Below are 21973 nucleotides of genomic sequence, written 5' to 3'. Positions count from 1 at the left end.
CCACCAACATGGCCACAGTCGACGTCACCGACGCCACCTTTGAAACCGAAGTCGTCAATTCCGATATCCCCGTCGTGGTGGATTTCTGGGCAGAATGGTGCGGTCCATGCAAAATGATCAGCCCGGTTCTGGAAGAAATCTCGGAAGAGATGGCCGGCAAAGTTAAAATCGTCAAAATGAATATCGACGAAAACCCCAACAGCCCCATGCAACTGGGCGTGCGTGGCATTCCAGCACTGTTCCTGTTCAAGGCCGGCAAGGTTGTGTCCAACAAGGCGGGTGCCATGCCCAAAAGTAGCCTGGAAAGCTGGATTCAGGACGAAATCTGATTTTTGAGCACAGCCGCCTGATCCAAGCCCAATCAGAATGTCGCAAAACCCCGGCTTTGCCGGGGTTTTTCATTTTGACAGTAGGTGCAATCGTCAGCCGCCTGCCAGATCGGCGGCAATCTCGGCCCGCGATTTGCGCGCCCGCTCTGTCGCCGATTTCAGCTGTCCGCAGGCCGCCATGATATCCTCGCCCCGCGGTGTTCGGACGGGCGAGGCATATCCCGCCTTGTTCACGATCTCGGCAAAGGCCTCAATACGGTCCCAGTCAGACCGCTCATAGATCGCGCCCGGCCAAGGGTTGAACGGGATCAGGTTGATCTTGGCCGGTATGCCGCTGATCAGTTGCACCAGACGCCGCGCATCCGCATCACTGTCATTCACATCCTTCAGCATCACATACTCAAACGTGATCCGTTCGGAATTCGACAGTCGCGGATAGTCCCGACAAGCCTGAATCAAAGCCTCGATATTCCACTTCTTATTAATCGGCACCAGCCTGTCGCGCACGTCATCAGTCGTGGCATGAAAGGAAATCGCCAGCATACAGCCGATCTCTTCGCCCGCCCGTGCGATCTCAGGCACAACGCCCGATGTGGACAAGGTGATGCGACGGCGCGACAAGGCAATCCCTTCGCCATCCATGGCGATCTGCATCGCATCACGCACGTTGTCCGTGTTGTAAAGCGGCTCGCCCATGCCCATCAGCACGATATTGGACACTTTGCGCCGCGCTTCGGCATCCTTGTGGCCCCAATCCTCCAGATCGTCGCGGGCCACCATGATCTGACCGACAATCTCGCCCGCTGTCAGATTGCGGACCAGTTTCTGGGTGCCGGTATAACAGAAGGAACAGGTCAGCGTGCACCCCACCTGCGAGGAAATGCACAACGTGCCGCGATCCTCTTCGGGGATATAGACAGTTTCAACCTCATGCCCGCCCGCGATGCGCAGCAGGTACTTGCGGGTGCCATCTTCCGATATTTGCCGGGTCACGATTTCTGGCCGCTCAACAACAAAATGTGCCGCCAGTTGCGCCCGGAACTCCTTTGACAGATTGGTCATCGCATCGAAATCGGCGATACCCTTCTGATACACCCAGGCCCATAGCTGCCCGACCCGCATCTTCAACTGCTTGTCCGGCACGCCGATCCCGGCCAACGCCTCGGCCATTCCAGTGCGCCCCATGCCGATCAGGTTGGGCAGACCACCCGGCACAGTGCGTGGCACGGTGGTAAAGTCTGGTTTCAAAGGCGTGGCGACGGTCATTGGACCAAGGCTCCGTTTCGCTGCATCAAAAGAAGAAGCGGCAGACATAGCATGCCCGCCGCCTTTTTGCGATAATCGATTATCCTTACTGACAGAGCTTCTCGGCCTCTTTCAGGGCAGCAGTGAAGCCCAGCAGCGAAAAGTCGTCAATCGTTGTGGTCCCGCGCGCCGAAATCGCTGTGATTTTGGCGGACGCCCCAACCTGCATGGCCGCAATCAACTCTGCATCTTTTGCCGGGGTCGGAGGCCAAGCCCATTCCTTACTATTGCCGGAACCGACATTCATGGTGAAGCTGTCGTTTCCAATTTTCACATCCACGGTCGAGCCATCGCGGAAAGGATAGCCGCCGGTATAGCTGACCTCCTTGTTCACACCTTGCCCGGGCCGGATGGTCACAAACAGTCGAATCTCGCCGCGGTTAACCCTAACGGCCTCGCCACCTCGCCGCGCTGCCGAATTTACCGGCGGCGAAACAATATAGCACTCCTTGGGGTTCGAGGGGTTAAAAACGCTCCAGTCCTTGTAGGCCGCAACCCGTTCATCCGATTGGGCCTGGGCCGTCGTCGCTGCTGCGGCGATGACAATGGCTGCAAGAATGCGTCTCATAAGCTCTTCTTCCCTTACCGATACCTGCCTGCTGCCCCGCCGTTTCATATATATGTGGCGAGACATGGGCGATTGCCTGCTTTTTGGGGACGCTACCAAATCCCAAGGGCAGGATACTAGCCCCAAACGCGGAGTTTACCGTTCCGGGCGGAATTTTTCGCTTTCTTTCAGCCCTGTGACACAGCGATAAGGGGGTGAGGGGCCGCAAAGGGCAGCTGGGATGGCGAGGATAAAGATGCAGGATGCAGTGATTCTGGCAGAGCTATGGCGCGGCGATATGGTCGAAAGCCGCCATTTTGGCCATGCAGTCATCGCCACCACCGACGCGATCACCGAGGCATGGGGCAATCCGAACACCCTGATCTATCCCCGGTCCTCCTGCAAAATGATCCAGGCGTTGCCTCTGGTTGAAAGTGGCGCAGCGGCAGGTCTGACAGCCGAACATCTGGCGCTGGCCTGTGCCTCGCATAACGGGGCAGAGGGACATACCTCCCGCGTGGCGGCCTGGCTGTCGGATCTTGGTCTGGCAGAAGCAGATTTGCGCTGCGGCCCGCAGATGCCGCGTGACCGGGATGCAGCCCGTACTCTGCATTTGTCAGATCACGCCCCCTGTCAGCTGCACAATAACTGCTCGGGCAAACACGCCGGATTTCTGACCCTGAACCGGCATCTGGGCGGCAGCGCGGACTATATCGACCCGGATCATCCGGTTCAGAAGGCTGTACGCGCGGCCTTTGAAGATATGACCGAGGAAACCAGCCCAGGCTACGGAATTGATGGCTGCTCTGCACCCAATTTCGCCTGCACGCTGGCCGGGCTGGCGAAAGCGGCGGCTAAGATGGCCAATCCATCCAAGTTGGGCGCAACCCGCAGCGATGCCGCAGAGCGGTTGGTTCAGGCCATGGCCGCGCACCCGTTTCTGGTGGCTGGCGAAGGTCGGGCCTGTACCGAGCTGATCGAGGCCAGCAGCGATGGCACCGTCGTCAAAACCGGTGCCGAGGGGGTCTTTTTGGCTATCCTGCCAAAACAGGGTCTGGGGATCGCGCTGAAAGCACAGGATGGCGCGACCCGGGCCGCCGAAGCTGCCATGGCTGCCCTGCTGGTCCGCACCGGTGTCCTGGCGCGGGCGCATCCTGCGGCGCAGCGGCGCATCCGGGCCGAACAGCGGAACCGGCGCGATCTGCTGACCGGGCATGTTGTTGCCGCCGAGATGCTGATGCAGCCGGTTTGAAACAGCCGCATCGCCGTTTTACCCTGCGTTTACAGCCCAGTCATAGCCATGATCAGCGATGCGGGTGACCTGCTGAAGCGCGGTCCCAAGCTGCGGGTCCGCATGCGCCTTGAGATGCGTAATTACCCCGGCATCGGTGCCACTAAAATCGCTTTTATACCAATGATAGATCGACGAAACGATCAGCCGACCACCCTCGACCCGCGCGCCGCGTGGGTGATTGACATAGGCCCGCGCCGCACCGTCCAGCGCGGCCCCAAGCCCGCGTCCGGTAAAGGCCCATGCGCCAAGATCCGGACACCCGCGCGAGGCACAATTTACGACGTAATGTATACGGGCGTCCCGCCAGATCGGCCGCAGGATACCGTGTTCGATATCATCCAGTGACAACTGCTTTCCGGCGATACGGACCAGTTTTTGCCGCCACAGGCCGGATGAAAACACCCCGCCACCGATATCGCGAATTGACCCCACCGGCCAAGCGTTCAGCATAGTTCGCACTGTGACTGCGTTATACAGATTGACCCAATAGGCAAAGGCATCACTTTGGCGCAGCGTCACCGGGTCGATATTGGCAAGCTGGGTCAGATAGGCCTCTACCTCTGCCATTGGCGCCCTTGCATAGGCAAAGCGCGCAATCCCATCCCGGCCCATGCTGCGATGCTTGCGCAAAAACGCATCCCAAAGGCCGTGATCCGGTGCGGCAGCGGTGCCAAACTGCGCCCAGCGGCGGTCGATTAAAGCGTTTCGAGTTTACCTTGAGACATCACATAAAATCGAAACGCGTACACCATATAGGCTTATCACTGCGTTTCAGGATAATCTTTTGTCTCAGGTTTATCCCGAAACGCTTTAGTCGGGCCTTGGGTGCCGCCGTAACCGGTTGCGCCAGCACCGTCGCCACCCCAGCCAGGCCCAGCCCAAGGGCTATGCGTCTAGAAATATGTGTCATGAAGGGCAATCTGACCCGAGTGTCGCTTTAGGGCCAGCCCCCTCACCCGCTTGTGATGCGTCACAAATCCTCAACTTGATTTGAGTTCGGCGCTTTGCGAGGGTAGCAGTCGGGTGATTTTGTTTAGGGGCGGTGCGATGCCTTTTCTACTTGCTATTCTTGGTGCGCTGGGGGCTGCGGCTTATTGGTACTGGCATCTCAGAAATGCCGGGAATGCCGCCTCGGACCTAGCCGATGCTGCGAACAATGTGCGACTGGCCGCGCGCCGGTTCAACTATCGCCGCCGCCACAAGACCCATCCCGTTGACAGCATCGACGATCCGCGCCTTGCAGCAGGCGGTATCATCGCCGCCATTGGGGGCATGGATACCGCATTTGACCGCGGCGATCATGACATGGCGGTCATCCAGTGCCAGTCGAAATTCAATGTGTCGAAAGACGAAGCCGATGAGATCATGGTGTTCGGCGAATGGGTCGCGGGACAATGCGGCACCAAGGATGAAGCGGTGCGTCGTTTATGCAAGCGCCTGTTCAGCCTGTCCGGGGCCGAAGCCGGGTCGGACCTTGTTGAGATGGTCGATGCCGTTGCGAAAGTCAGCGAAAAGCCATCTGACTGCCGCGAGGCTGAAGCCATGGCGCGGATCCGCCGGACATTCTTTCACTAAACGCCTTTGGACACCTGACGCAAAGCCTCCGACAGAACAATCGCGGCAGACACGGCGACATTCATCGAACGACCGCCACCGGGCATCGGGATCATCAGCGCGGCATCGGCGGCGGCATGAACCTCATCCGGCACACCGGCGCTTTCACGTCCCACCAGCACAGTATCATCCGGGCGAAAGGCAAAATCCCAATGCGGCACGGCGGCCCGTGTGGTCAGCAATATCAGCCGCCCGCGCGGCAATTCCGCAAAATGTTCCCACGAATCGTGCCGTGTCACGGCGACTTTTTCTGCATAATCCATCGCCGCACGGCGCATCGCTTTGTCAGAATAAGGAAATCCGCAAGGCTCGATGACATCTAGGCCAGTACCAAAACAGGCGCAGATTCGCACCATAGCGCCAAGATTGGCGGCAATATCCGGCTGATAGGCCGCCAGGCGCAGTGACATGGTTGCATCCTTTGGGTTTCGACCCTCCTGCGGCGCAAAGTCCGCTGGACCGCGCGCAGATGTTGTTTTAGGAAAGCGCTCAAAATCCCGCAAGCCTTGCGGGCTATGACGGTTGGCAGCCAAAAGCCAGCCCCCATGTTAAGGAGAACCGTCAATGGCTCATACGGAAGAGGAACACGGCACCCGCCGCGATTTTCTATACGTGGCCACCGGGGCGGCCGGTGCGGTTGCAACTGGCGCTGCGGTCTGGCCGATCGTGCACCAGATGAATCCGTCCGCCGATGTTCTGGCCCTGTCGACCATTCAGGTTGATATCAGTGAGATCCCGGTCGGCACGCAGGTCAAAGCCTTTTGGCAGGGCAAACCGGTCTTTATCCGCCACCGGACACCGGAAAATATCGCCGAAGCGCGCGAAGTCCCGATGGAAGAGCTGATCGACCCGTTTGCCCGCAATGACAATCTGCCTGAGGAAGATCCCGCGCTGGATCAGAACCGTTGCCTCGACGAACAGGGCGAATGGCTGGTGATGATCGGTGTTTGTACGCATTTTGGATGCATCCCGGTCGCTGATCAGGGTGATTTCGGCGGCTGGTTCTGCCCATGCCACGGATCGCATTACGACACAGCTGGTCGTATCCGCAAAGGTCCCGCGCCCGAGAACATGGCTGTTCCATATGCAGAGTTCCTATCTGACAACGTTATTCAGTTGGGGAAGGATGAAAAATCATGAGCGGTATTCCTCACGATCATTACGAGCCGAAAACCGGCATTGAGAAATGGATTGAGCGGCGCCTGCCCATTCTGGGCCTGATGCATTCGACGCTGACCATCCCCACACCAAAAAACCTGAACTGGATGTGGATCTGGGGCATCATCCTGACCTTCTGTCTGGCGCTGCAGATCGTTACCGGTATCGCATTGGTGATGCACTATACGCCGGATACAGGCCTCGCCTTCGCCTCGGTCGAGCATATCATGCGCGACGTCAACGGTGGTTGGGCGATCCGCTACTTGCATATGAACGGCGCTTCGCTGTTCTTCTTTGCCGTTTACCTGCATATCTTCCGTGGTCTCTATTACGGTTCATACAAGGAACCGCGTGAGATCACCTGGATCATCGGTATCCTGATCTATATCCTGATGATGGCCACCGCCTTTATGGGCTACGTTTTGCCTTGGGGGCAGATGTCCTTTTGGGGTGCGACCGTGATCACCGGCCTGTTCGGAGCAATCCCCGGCGTTGGTGAGACGATCCAGACCTGGCTGCTGGGTGGACCGGCAGTGGACAACTACACGCTGACCCGGTTCTTCTCGCTGCATTACCTGCTGCCTTTCGTGATTGCAGCTTTGGTTGCCGTGCATATCTGGGCCTTCCACACCACCGGCAACAACAACCCCACCGGGGTTGAGGTGCGACGTGGCTCGAAAGAAGAAGCCAAGAAAGACACGCTGCCCTTCTGGCCCTATTTCGTGATCAAGGACCTTTACGGTCTGGCCTTCGTTCTGGTTGGTTTTGCGATTTTCGCTTACTTCATGCCAAACTATCTGGGCCACCCGGACAACTATATCGAAGCTGATCCGCTGAAGACGCCAGCGCATATAGTGCCCGAATGGTACTTCCTGCCGTTCTACGCGATCCTGCGCGCGTTCGATAACACCGTCTGGATCGTGCAGATTTCCAGCTTTGTTACCGGCGGCATCGTCAATGCGAAGTTCTTTGGCGTACTGGCCATGTTCGGAGCCATTGTTGTGATGGCACTGGCACCTTGGCTGGATACTTCTTCGGTTCGTTCGGGGCGCTACCGGCCGCAGTTCAAGATCTGGTTCTGGATCCTGTGCTTCGACTTCCTGGTGCTGATGTGGTGTGGCGCGCAACCCGCAGAGCCGCCCTATTCCACCATCGCGCTGATCGCCTCGACCTATTGGTTCGCCTACTTCCTGGTGATCCTGCCGCTGTTGGGCATCTTCGAGACACCGACCGAACAACCCGAAACCATCGAAGCCGATTTCGACGCGCACTACCCCGTCGAAACACCGGCTGAGTGACCGAGAGGATATGACAATGATGAAGCACATTCTCCTCTCTGCCTCTTTGGCACTGATGGTAACCGGCGGCGCACATGCTGCCGGGGGCGGTGGTGATACCAAAGACGTGGCGTTTTCCTTTGAGGGCCCGTTCGGTCACTATGACAAGAACCAGCTGCAGCGCGGATTTCAGGTTTATACCGAGATTTGTTCAGGCTGCCACGGGCTGAGCTATGTCTCGTTCCGCGATCTGGAAGCGCTGGGTTATAGCGATAAAGAAGTCCGCGCCTATGCCGCAGGCATCGACGTGCCGGATGACGGGCCGGATGCCGAACCCGGTGACACCCGCCCGGCAAAGCCTGTCGACAAGTTTCCTGCGTCGTCCGACCCGAATGCCCCGGACCTGAGCCTTATGGCTAAGGGGCGCGCCGGGTTCCACGGCCCCTATGGTCTGGGTATCAACCAGATCGTCAAAGGCATGGGTGGGCCAGAGTACATCTACACTTTGCTGGTTTCCTACGAAGATGAACCGGCCTGTGCAGATGGTGCGGATGGCAGCTACAACACCTATTTTGGCGCCGGAAGCTACGCCGAAAGCTGTAAAGACGAAGACGGACACCATACCGTCGGCGGCACATGGATTGGTATGGGGCAACCGCTTTATGGCGAAGATGTCGAATATGCCGATGGGACCCCTGCAACGCTAGAGCAGGAAGCCAAGGACGTCGCCGCATTTCTGATGTGGACCGCGGAACCTAAGCTTGAGCAGCGCAAGAAATGGGGCGTGGTTGTGGTTTCATTCCTGACACTGCTGACCGTGCTTTTGTATCTGACAAACAAGAAGCTTTGGTGGCCGCATAAGCATCGCAGCAAGAACGACTGAAATCTGCGACAGTGACAATCAAAACGGGGCTCTCAGAGCCCCGTTTTTTGTTCAGAGGTAAGCCGCTGAGTGCATAAGCCGACGTGAGTCATCATCGTAGCCGTACCAACAGAGCGATGATCGCCACTCTCTGATGTTCGTAAGTTACGCTATATGTATCTTCGGTATGTCAGACGGTCAGGAAATCGCGGCCAGCGCGCCCAAGCAGATCTTCGGCCATCGCAGCACCCATCTTGACGGCGGTTTCAGCCGGGCCGGTCTGTTCAGCCGTCAATGCCTCGCTGCCATCGGGGCGGATGATCTCACCCCGCAGCCGCAGGCGGTTCCCATCAAGCATTTCCGCCAGCCCGCCAATCGGCGTCTGACAGGACCCATCAAGACCACGCAGCAGGCTGCGTTCCGCTGAAATGCGGGTCCAGGTCTCCGCATCATGCAACGGGTGCAACAAGGTGGCTGTGGTGGTGTCCTCGGTCCGGCGTTCAATGCAGATCGCGCCTTGCGCGACCGCAGGCAACATCCGGTCGGCGGGGATCGGTGTGGCGGGCAGGTCGAGGCCAAGGCGGCGGATGCCAGCCATGGCCAGAAAGGTCGCCTCTGCCACGCCATCCTGCAGCTTTTGCAGGCGGGTCTGCACATTGCCGCGAAACGCCACCGTTTGCAGATCGGGGCGCTTGTGCAGCAATTGCGCCCGGCGGCGCAGGCTAGAGGTGCCAACGACAGCGCCTTCGGGCAAATCATCAATGGAGGCATATTTCAGCGATACAAACGCATCCCGCACATCCTCGCGTGGCAGGGCACAATCGACGGACAGCCCGAGGGGCTGCTCAACCGGCACATCCTTTGTGGAATGCACCGCAATGTCGATTTGGTCGGTCAGAAGCGCCTCTTCCAGTTCTTTGGTGAACAATCCCTTACCGCCGATTTCCGAAAGGGAGCGGTCCAGAACACGGTCTGCGGTGGTCTTGATCACTACGATCTTAAAGGCCTCCGTCGGCAGGCCATGCGCATCCATCAGGCGCTGGCGGGTTTCCTCAGCCTGAGCCAGCGCCAGCGGCGAACCACGGGTGCCGATACGCAGCGGGTTTTTCGGGGTCGGATGTGTCATCGGCGCGGACCCTAGCGCCGCTCACGCGTCTGTGCAATGCGCCATTGCGCGCCCTTTCCCTCTTGCAGCGGTCCGTTTAGTGTCACGCGCAAACACGCCGGGGAGGGCAGGATGAACACCAAAGACAAATTGCTGATGCGCGCCCTTGCCGGAGAGGTCCTGCCGGTGCCGCCCGTGTGGATGATGCGGCAGGCCGGGCGTTATCTGCCGGAATACCGCGCAACGCGGGAACAAGCGGGTGGGTTTCTGGATCTTTGCTACAACCCGGACCTGGCGGCAGAGGTGACCTTGCAGCCGATCCGTCGTTATGGGTTTGACGCTGCGATCCTGTTTGCCGACATCCTGCTGGTGCCACAGGCCCTGGGCGCGGATCTTTGGTTTGTCACTGGCGAAGGCCCGCGCCTGTCACCGATCACCAATGTCGCCGAGGTGGCCGCGTTGAAACCGGTTGAGGCGATCCATGATACATTGAACCCAATCTACGAAACCGTGCGCCTGCTGCGCAGGTCCCTGCCCGTAGAAACAACCCTGATCGGCTTTGCCGGTGCGCCCTGGACCGTTGCGACCTATATGATCGGCGGGCGCGGCGGCGAGGATCAGTTGCCCGCGCGCAAGATGATGTATCACGACCCGGCCGCGTTTGATGCGCTGATGGACCGGCTGACCGACGCGACGACCGAATATCTGTCACGCCAGATCGACGCCGGGGCCGAGGTTGTTAAACTGTTCGACAGCTGGTCCGGCGCACTGCCCGCACCGATGTTCGAGCGCTACGCCATTGCCCCCGCCAAACAGATCGTGACGGCTTTGGCGCAGCGCCACCCAGGCGTGCCGGTAATCGGCTTTCCCCGGCAGGCAGGCGAAAAGGCCGTGGATTACGTGCGCCAGACCAGCGTGCAGGGCTGTGCCATCGACACAACGACCGATGCAAGATGGGCCGCGCGGGAACTGCAACCGCTGACCTGTGTGCAGGGGAACCTTGATCCGCTGTTGCTTGTGCTGGGTGGTGAGGCATTGGATAACGGCGTGCGCGCGGTGGTTGAAGCGCTGTCGGGCGGGCCGCATATCTTTAACCTCGGCCATGGCATCACGCCCGATGCCGACCCGGCCAATGTGGACCGGATGCTGAAAGCCCTGCGCGGCTGACGCTTTAAGGAAATCTCCCGACGCTTACCTGTTGGTAACCAGATTGCCGGTATCACACTTCGCAAATGATTTGCGGAGAATCCCAGATGTGCTGTCGGGTCCTGTCCCTGCTTTTGGCTGTCATATGCGCCAGCGGTGCATTTGCACGCGATGTCACCGAAATCTCAGCCATCTGTGATCAGGCCGGAAGCTGGGCTTCGCAGCAAACCGGCGTGCCGCGTTCGGTGCTGCAGGCAATCACGCTGACAGAAACCGGGCGCAAGATCGCTGGCGCGCATCGCCCCTGGCCCTGGACCGTCAATATGGAAGGCACCGGCAAATGGTTCGCCACAAGGCAAGAGGCCCTGGATTATGTGATGGAGCATTACAACAAGGGTGCGCGCAGCTTTGATGTGGGGTGTTTCCAGATCAATTATCGCTGGCATGGCAATGCCTTTGCCTCCATCGAGGATATGTTCGATCCGAAGCAGAATGCGCTCTATGCTGGGCGTTTTCTGCGCAATCTTTACGGCGAAACAAAATCCTGGTCGAAATCAGCCGGGGCCTATCATTCCCGGACACCCAAATATGCAACGCGGTATTCCGCCCGCTTTGACCGCATTCTGGCGGGGCTGACCGGACAGAAACCGCCCCCCGCACCGGCCCCCGGCACCGAATATGCCCACCATATGAGCGAGGTTCCCGCCCAGCCAACATCGCAAGAGGTTCCGCTGGCCGAGCCTGAGGTGCCGCAAACTCCATGGGTGCCGCCACCGCCCAGCGCCTTTGGGTCCGTCGCGGCGGTCGAACATCTGCCTGCCGGGCCGCCACTACTGACCCAGGCGCGGCGCGGGCTTTATTGAGGCGCGCATGAATTCCTCCTCTCTGTCGCTTTCCAACATTTTTCAGCCAACGATCCTGCTGGCGCTGGCGCTGATGGCGGTCATCGTGATGATGGTCCTGCCAATGCCCGCGATCGTGCTGGATATCGGGCTTTCGGCGTCTTTCGGGCTGGCGATCCTGATCTTTACCATCACCCTGTTCATCGAACGCCCGCTGGATTTTTCAGCCTTTCCGACAATTCTGCTGGCGTCCTTGATGTTGCGGCTGTCGCTGAATGTGTCCTCTACCAAGCTGATTATTGGGGAAGGCCATCGCGGCACCGCCGCCGCCGGGGGCGTGATCGAAGGGTTTGCCATGTTTGTCATGGGCGGCTCGATCTTTCTGGGGCTGGTGGTGTTCGGCGTGCTGATGATTGTGAATTTCATCGTCATCACCAAGGGCGCGGGCCGCATGGCCGAGGTTGGCGCGCGCTTTGCCCTTGATGCCATGCCGGGCAAGCAAATGGCCATCGACAGCGATATTGCCGCAGGCGCCATCAGCCATGAGGAGGCACGCGCGCGCCGGAAGCTGGAGCAGGAGGAAACCACGTTTTTCGGCTCGCTCGACGGGGCCTCGAAATTCGTCAAGGGCGATGCGGTTGCGGGGCTTTTGATCACGCTGCTCAATCTGGTGATGGGGCTGATGATCGGGATATTTCTGCATGGAATGCCAGTCGGACAGGCGTTCGAAACCTATTCTATCCTGACGGTCGGCGACGGGCTGGTCAGTCAGATCCCGGCGGTGATTATCTCTATCGCTGCCGCACTTTTGTTGTCCAAGGGCGGGGCTGCCGGATCTGCCGATCAGGCGTTGATGGGGCAGCTGGGCGGTTATCCCATGGCGCTGGGAACCGTCGCGGGGCTGATGGCCTTATTCGCGCTGGTGCCCGGCCTGCCCTTTCTGCCATTTCTGTTGGGCGCAGCCGTGCTGGGCTTTGCCGCCATGATGGCCCAACGGACCCGGCAGGCGGAAGAAGCCGCAAAGGCCGCAGAGGCCGCAACGCCCGAGGAAAAACCCCGCAAGCGGCTGGGCGACATGCTGGATGTCGACGAAATCCACATGGAGTTTGCCGCCAACCTGGTCGCCACCGTGATGGAGGATGCAACCGGTCTGGACGGGCGCATCGTTAATATGCGCAACCATATCGCGCAGGAATACGGCGTCATCCTGCCCGAGATACGCCTGACCGATAACCATGCCTTGCCCGACGGCACCTACACGATCCGGGTCCAGGGCGTGGAAATCGCCCGCTCTGAGGTGGAGGTGGACAAGGTCCTGATGCTTTTGTCCGAAGGCGCACCTGCCTCCCCTGCCGGGCGCAACGTGGCCGAGCCTGTCTATGGCGCGCCTGCACGCTGGATCGAGGCGAGCCAGCAGGAAGAAGCTATGCTGGAAGGCTACTCCGTCGTTACACCGACCGAGGTGATCGCCACCCATCTGCTGGAAGAGATCAAACAGAATTTTGCCCGCCTGTTCTCTCGTCGTGCCCTGCGCAAACTGCTGGACGAGTTTGTGACCCTGTCCGATCCGGCACGGGCCGAGGCAAACCGGCGCATTCTGGACGAGTTTGTGCCTGATAAGGTGCCGGTCGATCAGTTGCATGCCGTGCTGCGCCTGCTGCTGGCTGAACGCGTCTCCATCCGCAATCTGGCGCTGATTCTGGAAGCGGTCGGTGAGGTTAACGGCCTGACTCAGGCACCCGAAGCCATTTGCGAGCATGTGCGCCACCGCCTTGGCTTTCAGATCACCGCAGACCTGCAGGAAGAGGACGGCACCCTGCCGCTGATCCAGCTGAACCCGGCCTGGGAAGAGCTGTTTCACGAGCACCAGTTGGAGAACCCGGGCGGTGTCGTGGATGTCGCCCTGCCCCCGTCTGAATTCAACCGACTGGCCACCTCCATCGCCGAGAAAATCTCGACCGCCGGACAACAGGGGCGGTATCCCGCACTGGTGACCACCACCAAAAGGCGCCGCTTCCTGCAAACGGTGCTGACCGCCAAGGGCATCCGCAACCCGGTGTTTTCCTTTGACGAGATTGGAACGACCGCCAAACCGGCCATGGTCGGCGTGGCCTGATGCTGGATGTCTTCGACCAGATCGCCCCGCTGCTGAATTTCTCGCAATCTGCGCTGGTTGCGGCGGTGCTGGTATTTGTCCGCGTCGGCGCGATTGTGTCGCTTGCCCCGGGCTTTGGCGAACAGTTCATTCCTGTCCGCGTCCGACTGTCCATTGCGATCTGTTTTGCGGTGATCGTCTGGCCCTTGCTGGATCACAGCGCGCTTTCCGGTCCGTGGACAGCGCTCCGCTTTGGGCAAATGATCCTTGGCGAAGCAGCGATCGGTGTGCTGATTGGCCTGTCCCTGCGACTGATGGTGATGGCCCTGCAACTGGCCGGTGCCATCGCTGCCCAGACCACAGCCTTGGCGCAAACTGCAGGTGCGGGCGTGATGCCCGAACCGATGCCTGCCATCGGGAATGTGCTGCTGCTGGCCGGCCTGGCCCTTGCGATGGTGCTGGACTTGCATATCAAGCTGATCGGCGCAGTGGTCACCACCTATGAGATTGTCGGCTTCGGCGGCGGCATGACCGGCCCGGATATCGCACAGTGGGGCGTTGCGCACGCGATGCAGGCCTTTGCCCTTGGCTTTACATTGGCCGGATCGTTCCTGATCGCAGCCTTTCTTTATAATGTGGCGCTTGGAGCCATCAACAAGGCAATGCCGCAGTTGATGGTCGCTTTTGTCGGCGCACCAGCCATCACATTTGCCACGCTGGTTCTGCTGTTGCTGGCCGCCCCGGTCATCCTGACGGTCTGGTCAGACCATCTTGATGCCCTGCTGACCAACCCGCTGATGGTTCCGAAATGAGCGAGGAGAACGGATCAGCCGGGGAAAAGGTTCATGACCCCACCCCAAAGCGGCTGGAGGATGCCCGCAAGAAAGGCGACATTGCCAAATCGGCCGAGGTCACGGCGGCTGCGGCCTATACCGGGTTCCTGATTGCCCTGCTCGCCCTTGGCGGCCCGGCCCTGCAAGCGGCCGGTGGCGCAATGATGCAGTTTCTGGCCCAGCCGGACCGCCTGACCGGACAAGTGCTGGGCCCGGGCGGGTTTGAAATCAGCGGCAGCTTTCTGGCCCGAATATCGGCAGCGCTGGCCCCGTTCATCCTGCTCCCTGCCGGTGCCGTTCTGGCCGCGCTGATCGCTCAGCGCGCCTTTGCGCCATCGCTGTCGAAACTTGCGCCAAAGCTGTCGCGCATCTCGATCCTTGCCAATGCCAAGAACAAGTTCGGGCCCACCGGGCTGGTGGAGTTCGCCAAGTCTGCCGTCAAGCTTATGGCCATTTCGCTGGTCGCAACGCTGCTGCTGCGCAGCGAAATCGAAACCGTGATCGGCGCGACACGTGCCCAGCCGGGTGGCCTGAGCCTGGTGCTTGGCGGGCTTTTGATCCGCCTGCTGATTGGCGTGACCCTGATCGCCACAGTGATCGCCTTTATCGACTATTCCTGGCAGCAGTTTGATCACAAGCGCAAATTGCGCATGTCGCATCAGGACATGAAGGACGAACATAAGGAATCCGAGGGCGACCCCCATATGAAGTCCCGCAGACGTCAGCGCGCGCAGGAGATCGCCTCGAACCGGATGCTGTCGGATGTGCCCACGGCCGATGTGATCATCGTCAACCCGACGCACTACGCCGTTGCGCTAAGCTGGGATCGCAAGCCTGGCTCTGCCCCGGTTTGCATTGCCAAGGGTGTTGACGAAATCGCCATGAAAATTCGGGAGCTCGCGGCCGAACACGCCGTGCCGCTTCACCGTGATGCCCCAACCGCCCGCGCCTTGCATGCAACGGTAGAGATCGGCCATCAGATCCCGCCCGAGCATTACCGGGCCGTGGCCGCAGCCATCCGCTTCGCCGAAAGTATGCGTGCGCAGGCCCGTTCTCAAAGCTGGGGACAAGCATGAGGGAGCCCGCCTATCGCCGCCTGCTGCAACTGGCCGAGATCAAACTGGCCCGCGATATGGCCGCCACCGGCGAAATCCGGGCGCGGATCGCTGCACGTCAGGCCCGCCGCGGGAACCTTTCAAGCCAAAGCCAGGCTGAATTTTCCGGGGTCGAAAATCATCCTGCGACCCTGACCGCCTTTGCCCGCTGGACGGAATGGACGCAGCAGCATCGCACGCAACTGGACAACGCGGACAGCACAGATACAGCCCTGTTGGATGATGCCAAAGCCAAGCTGAAAACCAGCTTTGGCGAGACGCGCGCGCTGGATTTTCTGTTGGTGCAGGAAAAGGCGGCAGCCCGAAAACGCCGCGCCCAACGGGCAGAGCGTGATGGCCTGCCGCCCGAGGATTGATCAGAAGTCCTGCCGGACAACCTCGGTCAGCAAAACCTCCTGAAAACTGTCACCGACAATGGGGTCGGCGACCTCATTCAAGCGCCCTTTCAGGTCGTCAATCTTGCGCTCATTCAGGAAGTTTCCGTTAAACCCGCCTGAGGACGCATGCACGAACAGCACCCGCAAAAACGCATCCCGCAGCCTGGGTTCCAGTGCAAACGCGGCCTCCACATGGCCGCTATCCACCGCAATCGCGACCGAAACGACCACCAGGCCGGTGACCTTTCCGTCCGTCAGCATCGGAATGACAAACTGCTTTTTGAAGACGGCAAAGGCAGTATCTTCGTTGTCCTTCAGCTCGTCCTTGGCAATCGGTCCCTTATGGGCATCCTCAGCCTCGCAATCTGCGTCTTCTGCACACTCCGCCTCTTCGGGGGGCGGGCGCAGGAACATACCCGCGCCCACACCACCGCCAAGGCCCAGCAGAACCAGAAGAATCGGAAGCAGTTTGCCCATCTGCGCCCCTCAGAACGGCAGGATGATGTCGGCAACCTGCTGGCCATAGCGCGGTTGCTGCATGTCGGTGATCTGACCCCGGCCGCCATAGGCGATACGCGCACCGGCAATCTTGTCATAGGTGATCTGATTCAGGCGCGAGATATCCTCGGGCCGCACGATACCGGTTACCTGCAGGTCGCGCAGTTCGAAATTGACCCGAACCTCCTGACTGCCCTGCACTACCAGATGTCCGTTGGGCAGGACATTGACGACGGTCGCGGCCACCTTCAGCGCGATTTTCTCATTGCGCTGAACGCTGCCATCCCCAGCCGAGGAGGAGGAGGAGTTGGTGTCCGCCAGCGTATCAAACGAGGCTCCCTCAGGAAGGCGATTTTGCAAAAGCTGCGGCACACCCAGAAAATTCGGCACCCCAACCTTTTCCGAGCCAGAGCGGGACCGGCTGGTGGAGTTCGATATCTGCGCCCTGTCGTCAATCTCGATCAGCACGGTCAGGATGTCCCCCTTGCGGCTGGCCCGCCGGTCGCCATAGAGCGAGGTCGGCCCGGAATTCCAAAGCGACGACCGCCGCGCCCCGCGCCGGATCGAGGCCGGCGCAGGCTGGGCCAATGCAGCGCGGGCAGCAGACACGCGGTAAGGCACCTGATCAACCGACCCGTCGATGGGCGAAAAGGCGGGCGGTTTGCCGACATTCTCCAGCCGGCCACAACCAGAAAGCCCGACCGCCACAGCGGCCAACAATGTCAGGGAATAAAGCTTGGTCATCTTCCTACCTCGATAACGCCGCTTTCGGTAACGCGGCCGGTGATGGTGGTGCGTGAAGACAGATTCATCACGCGGATAAAGTCGCCGATCCCCGCGCGTTCCATGGCGCGGCCCTCGGCCTCGATGGTCAGCGCGCCAGAGACAAAGCGCAGTTTGACGATGTCGTTCCGCTCTACGATGGCAGGCGGACCCAGATCGCCCATGCGGACGGGTCGCCCGGGGTAAATGCTGACCCGCGCCTCCAGCCCCACAGCATCCACGATGCTGCGATAGGCCCCGGGTATGGTCTGGTCGGTCAGCGCGACATCGGTTTCGGTGATCACGGATTTCGCCGGGATCGCCCGATTGGCGATCAGCGACTGCGCCTGCAGACCGGAGCCCGCCAGAAGCAATATGATCAGCGTCCAGCGCATCAGCGGATCTGCGTCGTTGCGCCCAGCATCTGATCCGCCGCAGTAATCACCTTGGCGTTCAGTTCATAGCCGCGCTGCGCCTCGATCAGTTCCGTGATCTCGCGCACTGCATCGACGGAAGACGCTTCAAGATAGCCCTGCCGGAAGGTGCCGCGACCATCCACGCCCGGCTCTCCGGTCAGGGGCTGGCCCGAGGCCGAAGTTTCCAGGTAAAGGTTCGACCCGACCGCCTCCAACCCCTTTTCATTGGTAAACGTCGCAAGGCTCAGCTGGCCCAGCAGTTGCGAGCGCACTTGATCCGAGAAATAGGCGTAAACCTCCCCCTCTGCATTGATGGTAATCTGACGGGTTTCGTCCGGGATGGTGATTTCAGGGATCACCGGATGACCATCTGCCGTGACGATCAGACCATCGCCGGTCCGCTTCAGGGCGCCATCCCGGGTATAGGCCGATTGGCCCGAGGGCAGCGTCACCTCAAGATACCCGGCCCCTTCAATCGCAACATCCAGATCGCCGCCTGTGGCCTGCAGCGTACCTTGCTCCACCTCCATCGAAACGGACGCCGCCCGCACCCCCAGCCCCAGTTGCACACCGGTTGGCAGGGCGGTTCCATCGGCGGCGCTGATGGTGCCGGCGCGGCTGACCTGCTGGTAATGCAGATCGGCAAAATCAGCGCGGCGCGCATTGTAGCCGGTGGTCGACATGTTGGCGAGGTTGTTGGAAATCACCTCCACCCGCATCTGTTGTGCATCCATACCGGTTGCGGCGATGTTCAGGGCTCTCATACTTGTCTCCTGTTATCAGCGGTGCTGGCCAAGGGTTCGGGTGACGGCGCGAATGCGTTCATCCTCGCGCTCAAGAAGTTTCTGGCCCAGTTCATAGGAACGCTGCACCTCGATCATTCTGGTAATCTCGCCCACCGGGTTGACGTTGGATTCCTCCAGATACCCCTGGACAATCTGCGCATCCTCAACCGGGATCAGGCCACTTTCGTTACGGAAATTGACGCCATCCTCACGGAACAGCTGCAGCATATCCTCCGGCATGACCGCCCCGATCTGCGCAACGGGCTGACCATCGGCGGTCATGGTGCCATCGGGGCCCACGGCAACCGAACGGGCGTCTGGGGGGACAAAGATCGGCGATTCGCCCGCATCTAGCAGCCGGTGACCAAGGGCGTTAACCAGTTCACCTTCTGCATTCGGCATGAAGGCCCCGGAACGGGTCAGGCGGGTGCCTGCCGGGGTTTCGACCATAAAGAAACCGTCGCCTTCAATCGCGAAGTCAAAGCGCCCGCCGGTCCGGGCCAGCGATCCTTGCGCCTCATCGGTAAATCGTGCCCGGGGTGCGGTCAGGGCCACAGCCCCGCCTTCGGCATCCAGGGCGCGCACAACCTCTGCAAAAACAACGCCTTCGCGCCGGAACCCGGTGGTAGAGATATTGGCAATATTGTTCGCCACCGCCTGCATTTCACGCATCAAGCCGGTCTGGCGCGACAAGGCGACGTAGCCGCTGGTATCCATATCTCTCCTGCCTCCGTTCTGAGGGCGATGTCTGGTCAACACCTATGACGATGCTTGGTTAAGAAAGGCTTCGCGTCGGGGCGATTTTTTCAGCCCGGGCGCTGGATCATGTCGATCAGCGTGTCCTGATAGAACGAGATCAGCAGATTTCCGGAAAATGCCATCGACATCCAGAACGCCACAAGGATCGCACCAAGTTTTGGCACGAAAGTCAGGGTCATCTCCTGAATAGAGGTCAGCGCCTGAAACAGGCCGATCAGCAGGCCGACCACCAGCGCCACCCCCAGAACCGGGGCCGAGATGATCACCGTGTTCCAAAGCGCCTGGCGCAGAACATCCATCAGTTCCCCTTCGGACATCAGACCGGCATTCTCAGGATTTCCTGATAGGCTTCGACCACCTTGTCACGGACGGTCACGGCGGTCTGCACGGCGATTTCGGTGGCTGCCAGTGCCTCCACCACCGCTTGCGGGTCTGCCTTGCCGATCAGGCCTGCCTTTACCGTCGCCTCATTGGTTTGCATGGTTTCAATGAAATTCGCCGCCAGTTCGGCGAATGATGTATCCCCCGGTGCCGCTGCGCCGCCTGTCTTGGTCGCGCTCTGCGCATCAGAATAAAGTTGCGAGGCGATATGGGATGGAAACTGCATAGCGTGCCTTTCTAGCGACGAATTAAATCAAGAAGAGAGGTGGTCATCTGCCGGGCCTGATCGAACATTTTAAGGTTGGCTTCATAGCTGCGCTGCGCTTCGCGGGCGTCGGCAATCTCGATAATCAGATCGACATTGGAGCCATCATAGGTGCCATCCGCCCCGGCCAGCGGATGGCTGGGGTCATAGATTTCATTCAGGTCGGACCGGTCCAGACGCACCCGTCCCGCCTGTACGATTCCTGCCTTTTCGGCACCAAATGCCTGTTCAAAACTGGTCAGCTTGCGGCGGTAACCAGGTGTGTCGGCATTGGCGATATTCTCTGTCGTCAGCCGCAGCCGCGCGGATTGCGCCGCCATACCGCTGGCCGCCGAGGTCATGGATTTGATCAGATCACTCATCTTAGCAGCCCCCTATCGACCCGGGCCGAGCGAGATACGCAAGATGTCCAGCGATTTGCGGTAAACCCCCAACGCCAGCTCATGCTGATGTCGCACCGCAACAGAGCGCATCATCTGATCTTCCAGTGAAACCGTGTTGCCGTTGGGCGATTCGGCACCAAAGACGCTATCGACCTCAACCGCCGCGTTATGCGGCGTGTAGTCCGGTTGCAGATGCCCGAGCCGCGTCGCCTTCAGCTGCAGGCGGCCCGGGCCATCCCCCTGATATGCCTCGGAAAACGAGGCCAGATCTCGGGCTTTGTAGCCCGGCGTATCAGCATTAGCGATGTTCTCGGCAATCAATCCCTGCCGGTCCGCCGCGTGCGAAGCGAGTCCTCTCGCCACGCGTAAAATTTCCAGATTCATGTCCATTTCGGGCTTCTCCCAAACTGTCTGAAACCGGTTCTTAAGCGTTTGTGGTGAATAAACCGTTGTGCAAACCCGAAGCATTTTAAGGAAAACGCGATGTTTCTCGATTTTTCACCGCTCGTTTCGGATATCTCTGCGATCCGGCCGGTGCAGTGTTGCGGCAAGGTCACCTCGGTGGGTGGGGCGACGCTTGATATCGCCGGGATCGGTCGGCAGGCGCGTGTTGGTGACGTGGTCACGGTTGAGGCCCGCGATGGCCTGATTGCGGAAGGCGAGGTTGTCGCGATGTCGCAATCCGGGGTTAAGGTGATGACTTATGGCCCCTGTGACGGGGTTGGCCTGCTGGATCCGGTGCGCCTTTTGCCGGCAGTCGATATCTGCCCCAGCGATGCCTGGATCGGGCGCGTAGTTGACGCCTTTGGCCGACCGCTGGACGGGCATCCGTTGGAACGTGGTCTGATCGCGACAAACCTAAAGGCCGCCCCTCCTCCCGCAGCAGACCGGAAACCGGTTGGCCCGCGCTTGCGGACCGGGGTTGCGGCGATGGATACAATGTTGCCATTGGCGCGCGGACAGCGGATCGGGATTTTCGCAGGGTCCGGCGTTGGCAAATCCTCCTTACTGGCGACGCTGGCCCGGGGGGTGGAGGCCGATGTCGTTGTTTTTGCCCTGATTGGCGAGCGCGGGCGGGAAGTGCGTCATTTCATTGACGAGGTTCTCGGCCCAGAAGGCATGGCGCGCTCTGTTGTCGTCTCGGCCACATCAGATCAGTCCCCGCTTTTGAAGCGGCGCGCGGGATGGCTTGCTATGTCCATTGCCGAACATTTTCGCGACACTGGTCGGCATGTCCTGCTGCTGGCCGACTCGATCACGCGCATGGCCGAATCCCATCGCGAGATTGCCCTGACCGCAGGTGAGGCTGCTTCGCTCCGCGCCTTCCCGCCATCAACGGCCAACCTGATCTCTGGCTTTGCCGAACGTGCCGGGCCAGGTTGCATCGGCACAGGCGATATCACCGCAGTGTTCAGTGTCCTGGTCGCCGGATCGGATATGGAAGAGCCCGTCGCCGACATCACCCGAGGGGTGCTTGACGGACATATAGTACTGGATCGCAGCATCGCCGAACGCGGTCGCTTTCCCGCCATCGATGTCCGTCGCTCTGTGTCACGATCCCTGCCGGATGCAGCCACACCGGATGAGAACGCCCAAATCGAACGGGCCCGACGTGTACTTGGCACCTATGAGATGGCAGCCCCGATGATCCAGACCGGACTATATTCTGCAGGATCTGACCCCCAAATTGACGAGGCCATCCGCGTTTGGCCCAAATTGGACCAGTTGTTCGCAAGAACCAACCTGCCCACACCAAAGGATGCCTTTCGCGAGGTGCTGGCATGCTTTGAGGATCAGGCTGCTGGCGAATAGAGATATCTTGTTG

Annotated in this window: 28 protein-coding genes; 13 read left to right on the top strand and 15 right to left on the bottom strand. The window is 60.0% G+C overall.

Features of this window, described 5'->3' with window-relative positions:
• The first annotated feature begins 8 nt into the window (after positions 1-8).
• Entirely contained in the window at positions 9-329 is a 321-nt protein-coding gene (gene trxA, locus ACW9UQ_RS05950; protein ID WP_458930087.1) for a thioredoxin, read from the top strand.
• 93 nt (positions 330-422) lie between these two features.
• Here trxA and rlmN read toward each other — a convergent pair whose 3' ends face one another.
• The gene (gene rlmN, locus ACW9UQ_RS05945; RefSeq protein WP_458930086.1) at positions 423-1595 is read right to left on the bottom strand and encodes a 23S rRNA (adenine(2503)-C(2))-methyltransferase RlmN; all 1173 of its coding nucleotides are present in this window, start codon (positions 1593-1595) and stop codon (positions 423-425) included.
• Positions 1596-1680: 85 nt separating this feature from the next.
• The gene (locus ACW9UQ_RS05940) at positions 1681-2202 is read right to left on the bottom strand and encodes a hypothetical protein (protein ID WP_458930085.1); all 522 of its coding nucleotides are present in this window, start codon (positions 2200-2202) and stop codon (positions 1681-1683) included.
• A 235-nt stretch (positions 2203-2437) separates the two neighbouring features.
• Here ACW9UQ_RS05940 and ACW9UQ_RS05935 point away from each other — a divergent pair, with 235 nt between their 5' ends.
• Positions 2438-3433, top strand: coding sequence for an asparaginase (locus ACW9UQ_RS05935; protein ID WP_458930105.1), 996 nt, complete (start codon positions 2438-2440; stop codon positions 3431-3433).
• An 18-nt stretch (positions 3434-3451) separates the two neighbouring features.
• Here the strand turns inward: ACW9UQ_RS05935 and ACW9UQ_RS05930 are convergent, their stop codons facing one another.
• Both ACW9UQ_RS05930 and ACW9UQ_RS05925 read right to left on the bottom strand, forming a co-directional pair.
• A complete protein-coding gene (locus ACW9UQ_RS05930) occupies positions 3452-4105 on the bottom strand; it encodes a DUF547 domain-containing protein (RefSeq protein WP_458930084.1) in 654 nt (217 codons plus the stop codon).
• 94 nt (positions 4106-4199) lie between these two features.
• The gene (locus tag ACW9UQ_RS05925; RefSeq protein WP_458930083.1) at positions 4200-4385 is read right to left on the bottom strand and encodes a hypothetical protein; all 186 of its coding nucleotides are present in this window, start codon (positions 4383-4385) and stop codon (positions 4200-4202) included.
• A gap of 137 nt (positions 4386-4522) precedes the next feature.
• Between ACW9UQ_RS05925 and ACW9UQ_RS05920 the strand changes: the two genes are divergently transcribed.
• Positions 4523-5050 carry a hypothetical protein gene (locus ACW9UQ_RS05920; RefSeq protein WP_458930082.1) on the top strand — a complete coding sequence of 176 codons (528 nt, stop codon included), beginning with the start codon at positions 4523-4525 and terminating at the stop codon, positions 5048-5050.
• Here ACW9UQ_RS05920 and ACW9UQ_RS05915 read toward each other — a convergent pair.
• Positions 5047-5499 carry a tRNA (cytidine(34)-2'-O)-methyltransferase gene (locus tag ACW9UQ_RS05915; RefSeq protein WP_458930081.1) on the bottom strand — a complete coding sequence of 151 codons (453 nt, stop codon included), beginning with the start codon at positions 5497-5499 and terminating at the stop codon, positions 5047-5049. The two genes, ACW9UQ_RS05920 and ACW9UQ_RS05915, sit on opposite strands and share 4 nt — an antisense overlap.
• Positions 5500-5653: 154 nt before the next feature.
• On the opposite strand from ACW9UQ_RS05915, the gene petA reads away from it, so the two are divergent.
• The 3 genes from petA to ACW9UQ_RS05900 are packed head-to-tail and all read left to right on the top strand — an operon-like array spanning position 5654 to position 8407.
• Complete coding sequence (gene petA, locus ACW9UQ_RS05910; protein WP_458930080.1) at positions 5654-6229, top strand: ubiquinol-cytochrome c reductase iron-sulfur subunit; 576 nt, start codon at positions 5654-5656, stop codon at positions 6227-6229.
• Entirely contained in the window at positions 6226-7545 is a 1320-nt protein-coding gene (locus ACW9UQ_RS05905; protein WP_458930079.1) for a cytochrome b, read from the top strand. Before petA ends, ACW9UQ_RS05905 begins: the two co-directional genes overlap by 4 nt.
• Positions 7546-7555: 10 nt before the next feature.
• Positions 7556-8407: a cytochrome c1 gene (locus tag ACW9UQ_RS05900; RefSeq protein ID WP_458930078.1), complete on the top strand. Its 852-nt coding sequence runs from the start codon at positions 7556-7558 to the stop codon at positions 8405-8407.
• A 169-nt stretch (positions 8408-8576) separates the two neighbouring features.
• Here ACW9UQ_RS05900 and hemC read toward each other — a convergent pair whose 3' ends face one another.
• Positions 8577-9512 (bottom strand): hydroxymethylbilane synthase, encoded by a 936-nt coding sequence (hemC, locus tag ACW9UQ_RS05895; protein WP_458930077.1) that lies wholly within the window; start codon positions 9510-9512, stop codon positions 8577-8579.
• A gap of 111 nt (positions 9513-9623) precedes the next feature.
• Here hemC and hemE point away from each other — a divergent pair, with 111 nt between their 5' ends.
• The 6 genes from hemE (at position 9624) to ACW9UQ_RS05865 (ending at position 15878) form a co-directional block, all read left to right on the top strand.
• Positions 9624-10658, top strand: coding sequence for a uroporphyrinogen decarboxylase (gene hemE, locus ACW9UQ_RS05890; protein ID WP_458930076.1), 1035 nt, complete (start codon positions 9624-9626; stop codon positions 10656-10658).
• 86 nt (positions 10659-10744) lie between these two features.
• Entirely contained in the window at positions 10745-11500 is a 756-nt protein-coding gene (locus tag ACW9UQ_RS05885) for a transglycosylase SLT domain-containing protein (protein ID WP_458930075.1), read from the top strand.
• Between the two features lie 7 nt (positions 11501-11507).
• Complete coding sequence (gene flhA, locus ACW9UQ_RS05880) at positions 11508-13595, top strand: flagellar biosynthesis protein FlhA (protein WP_458930074.1); 2088 nt, start codon at positions 11508-11510, stop codon at positions 13593-13595.
• Positions 13595-14386: a flagellar biosynthetic protein FliR gene (locus ACW9UQ_RS05875; RefSeq protein ID WP_458930073.1), complete on the top strand. Its 792-nt coding sequence runs from the start codon at positions 13595-13597 to the stop codon at positions 14384-14386. Before flhA ends, ACW9UQ_RS05875 begins: the two co-directional genes overlap by 1 nt.
• Positions 14383-15483: an EscU/YscU/HrcU family type III secretion system export apparatus switch protein gene (locus ACW9UQ_RS05870; RefSeq protein WP_458930072.1), complete on the top strand. Its 1101-nt coding sequence runs from the start codon at positions 14383-14385 to the stop codon at positions 15481-15483. The genes ACW9UQ_RS05875 and ACW9UQ_RS05870 overlap by 4 nt, the downstream gene beginning before the upstream one ends.
• Positions 15480-15878: a hypothetical protein gene (locus ACW9UQ_RS05865; protein WP_458930071.1), complete on the top strand. Its 399-nt coding sequence runs from the start codon at positions 15480-15482 to the stop codon at positions 15876-15878. Before ACW9UQ_RS05870 ends, ACW9UQ_RS05865 begins: the two co-directional genes overlap by 4 nt.
• Here ACW9UQ_RS05865 and ACW9UQ_RS05860 read toward each other — a convergent pair whose 3' ends face one another.
• The 9 genes from ACW9UQ_RS05860 to ACW9UQ_RS05820 all read right to left on the bottom strand — a co-directional run bounded on the left by ACW9UQ_RS05860 (position 15879) and on the right by ACW9UQ_RS05820 (position 20538).
• Positions 15879-16376 (bottom strand): flagellar basal body-associated FliL family protein, encoded by a 498-nt coding sequence (locus tag ACW9UQ_RS05860; protein ID WP_458930070.1) that lies wholly within the window; start codon positions 16374-16376, stop codon positions 15879-15881.
• Positions 16377-16385: 9 nt separating this feature from the next.
• Positions 16386-17141, bottom strand: coding sequence for a flagellar basal body L-ring protein FlgH (gene flgH, locus ACW9UQ_RS05855; RefSeq protein ID WP_458930069.1), 756 nt, complete (start codon positions 17139-17141; stop codon positions 16386-16388).
• Positions 17138-17554, bottom strand: coding sequence for a flagellar basal body P-ring formation chaperone FlgA (flgA, locus tag ACW9UQ_RS05850; protein WP_458930068.1), 417 nt, complete (start codon positions 17552-17554; stop codon positions 17138-17140). Before flgA ends, flgH begins: the two co-directional genes overlap by 4 nt.
• A complete protein-coding gene (gene flgG / locus ACW9UQ_RS05845; protein ID WP_458930067.1) occupies positions 17554-18339 on the bottom strand; it encodes a flagellar basal-body rod protein FlgG in 786 nt (261 codons plus the stop codon). Before flgG ends, flgA begins: the two co-directional genes overlap by 1 nt.
• Before the next feature lie 15 nt (positions 18340-18354).
• Positions 18355-19077 (bottom strand): flagellar hook-basal body complex protein, encoded by a 723-nt coding sequence (locus ACW9UQ_RS05840; protein ID WP_458930066.1) that lies wholly within the window; start codon positions 19075-19077, stop codon positions 18355-18357.
• An 89-nt stretch (positions 19078-19166) separates the two neighbouring features.
• Entirely contained in the window at positions 19167-19436 is a 270-nt protein-coding gene (locus ACW9UQ_RS05835) for a flagellar biosynthetic protein FliQ (protein ID WP_458930065.1), read from the bottom strand.
• The gene (gene fliE, locus ACW9UQ_RS05830) at positions 19436-19726 is read right to left on the bottom strand and encodes a flagellar hook-basal body complex protein FliE (RefSeq protein ID WP_458930064.1); all 291 of its coding nucleotides are present in this window, start codon (positions 19724-19726) and stop codon (positions 19436-19438) included. Before fliE ends, ACW9UQ_RS05835 begins: the two co-directional genes overlap by 1 nt.
• An 11-nt stretch (positions 19727-19737) precedes the next feature.
• Entirely contained in the window at positions 19738-20127 is a 390-nt protein-coding gene (gene flgC, locus ACW9UQ_RS05825) for a flagellar basal body rod protein FlgC (protein WP_458930063.1), read from the bottom strand.
• A gap of 12 nt (positions 20128-20139) precedes the next feature.
• Positions 20140-20538, bottom strand: a complete 399-nt coding sequence (locus ACW9UQ_RS05820) for a FlgB family protein (protein WP_458930062.1) — start codon at positions 20536-20538, stop codon at positions 20140-20142.
• A 93-nt stretch (positions 20539-20631) separates the two neighbouring features.
• Here ACW9UQ_RS05820 and ACW9UQ_RS05815 point away from each other — a divergent pair, with 93 nt between their 5' ends.
• Entirely contained in the window at positions 20632-21960 is a 1329-nt protein-coding gene (locus ACW9UQ_RS05815) for a FliI/YscN family ATPase (RefSeq protein ID WP_458930061.1), read from the top strand.
• The last annotated feature ends 13 nt before the right edge of the window (positions 21961-21973 follow it).

The sequence above is a fragment of the Halovulum sp. GXIMD14793 genome (assembly GCF_054457435.1).
This window is presented reverse-complemented; position numbering and strand designations above follow the sequence as displayed.

Bases quoted from the DNA above. Each gene is read 5' to 3' on its own strand.
- ACW9UQ_RS05940 (WP_458930085.1), bottom strand. From the start codon at position 2,202: ATGAGACGCATTCTTGCAGCCATTGTCATCGCCGCAGCAGCGACGACG.
- ACW9UQ_RS05865 (WP_458930071.1), top strand. From the start codon at position 15,480: ATGAGGGAGCCCGCCTATCGCCGCCTGCTGCAACTGGCCGAGATCAAA.
- ACW9UQ_RS05885 (WP_458930075.1), top strand. From the start codon at position 10,745: ATGTGCTGTCGGGTCCTGTCCCTGCTTTTGGCTGTCATATGCGCCAGC.
- ACW9UQ_RS05900 (WP_458930078.1), top strand. From the start codon at position 7,556: ATGACAATGATGAAGCACATTCTCCTCTCTGCCTCTTTGGCACTGATG.
- ACW9UQ_RS05860 (WP_458930070.1), bottom strand. From the start codon at position 16,376: ATGGGCAAACTGCTTCCGATTCTTCTGGTTCTGCTGGGCCTTGGCGGT.
- ACW9UQ_RS05925 (WP_458930083.1), bottom strand. From the start codon at position 4,385: ATGACACATATTTCTAGACGCATAGCCCTTGGGCTGGGCCTGGCTGGG.
- ACW9UQ_RS05915 (WP_458930081.1), bottom strand. From the start codon at position 5,499: ATGTCACTGCGCCTGGCGGCCTATCAGCCGGATATTGCCGCCAATCTT.
- fliE (WP_458930064.1), bottom strand. From the start codon at position 19,726: ATGCAGTTTCCATCCCATATCGCCTCGCAACTTTATTCTGATGCGCAG.
- flhA (WP_458930074.1), top strand. From the start codon at position 11,508: ATGAATTCCTCCTCTCTGTCGCTTTCCAACATTTTTCAGCCAACGATC.
- trxA (WP_458930087.1), top strand. From the start codon at position 9: ATGGCCACAGTCGACGTCACCGACGCCACCTTTGAAACCGAAGTCGTC.
- flgH (WP_458930069.1), bottom strand. From the start codon at position 17,141: ATGACCAAGCTTTATTCCCTGACATTGTTGGCCGCTGTGGCGGTCGGG.
- petA (WP_458930080.1), top strand. From the start codon at position 5,654: ATGGCTCATACGGAAGAGGAACACGGCACCCGCCGCGATTTTCTATAC.
- ACW9UQ_RS05920 (WP_458930082.1), top strand. From the start codon at position 4,523: ATGCCTTTTCTACTTGCTATTCTTGGTGCGCTGGGGGCTGCGGCTTAT.
- flgA (WP_458930068.1), bottom strand. From the start codon at position 17,554: ATGCGCTGGACGCTGATCATATTGCTTCTGGCGGGCTCCGGTCTGCAG.
- hemC (WP_458930077.1), bottom strand. From the start codon at position 9,512: ATGACACATCCGACCCCGAAAAACCCGCTGCGTATCGGCACCCGTGGT.
- ACW9UQ_RS05875 (WP_458930073.1), top strand. From the start codon at position 13,595: ATGCTGGATGTCTTCGACCAGATCGCCCCGCTGCTGAATTTCTCGCAA.
- ACW9UQ_RS05815 (WP_458930061.1), top strand. From the start codon at position 20,632: ATGTTTCTCGATTTTTCACCGCTCGTTTCGGATATCTCTGCGATCCGG.
- ACW9UQ_RS05835 (WP_458930065.1), bottom strand. From the start codon at position 19,436: ATGTCCGAAGGGGAACTGATGGATGTTCTGCGCCAGGCGCTTTGGAAC.
- flgG (WP_458930067.1), bottom strand. From the start codon at position 18,339: ATGAGAGCCCTGAACATCGCCGCAACCGGTATGGATGCACAACAGATG.
- rlmN (WP_458930086.1), bottom strand. From the start codon at position 1,595: ATGACCGTCGCCACGCCTTTGAAACCAGACTTTACCACCGTGCCACGC.
- ACW9UQ_RS05870 (WP_458930072.1), top strand. From the start codon at position 14,383: ATGAGCGAGGAGAACGGATCAGCCGGGGAAAAGGTTCATGACCCCACC.
- flgC (WP_458930063.1), bottom strand. From the start codon at position 20,127: ATGAGTGATCTGATCAAATCCATGACCTCGGCGGCCAGCGGTATGGCG.
- ACW9UQ_RS05820 (WP_458930062.1), bottom strand. From the start codon at position 20,538: ATGGACATGAATCTGGAAATTTTACGCGTGGCGAGAGGACTCGCTTCG.
- ACW9UQ_RS05905 (WP_458930079.1), top strand. From the start codon at position 6,226: ATGAGCGGTATTCCTCACGATCATTACGAGCCGAAAACCGGCATTGAG.
- ACW9UQ_RS05840 (WP_458930066.1), bottom strand. From the start codon at position 19,077: ATGGATACCAGCGGCTACGTCGCCTTGTCGCGCCAGACCGGCTTGATG.
- hemE (WP_458930076.1), top strand. From the start codon at position 9,624: ATGAACACCAAAGACAAATTGCTGATGCGCGCCCTTGCCGGAGAGGTC.
- ACW9UQ_RS05935 (WP_458930105.1), top strand. From the start codon at position 2,438: ATGCAGGATGCAGTGATTCTGGCAGAGCTATGGCGCGGCGATATGGTC.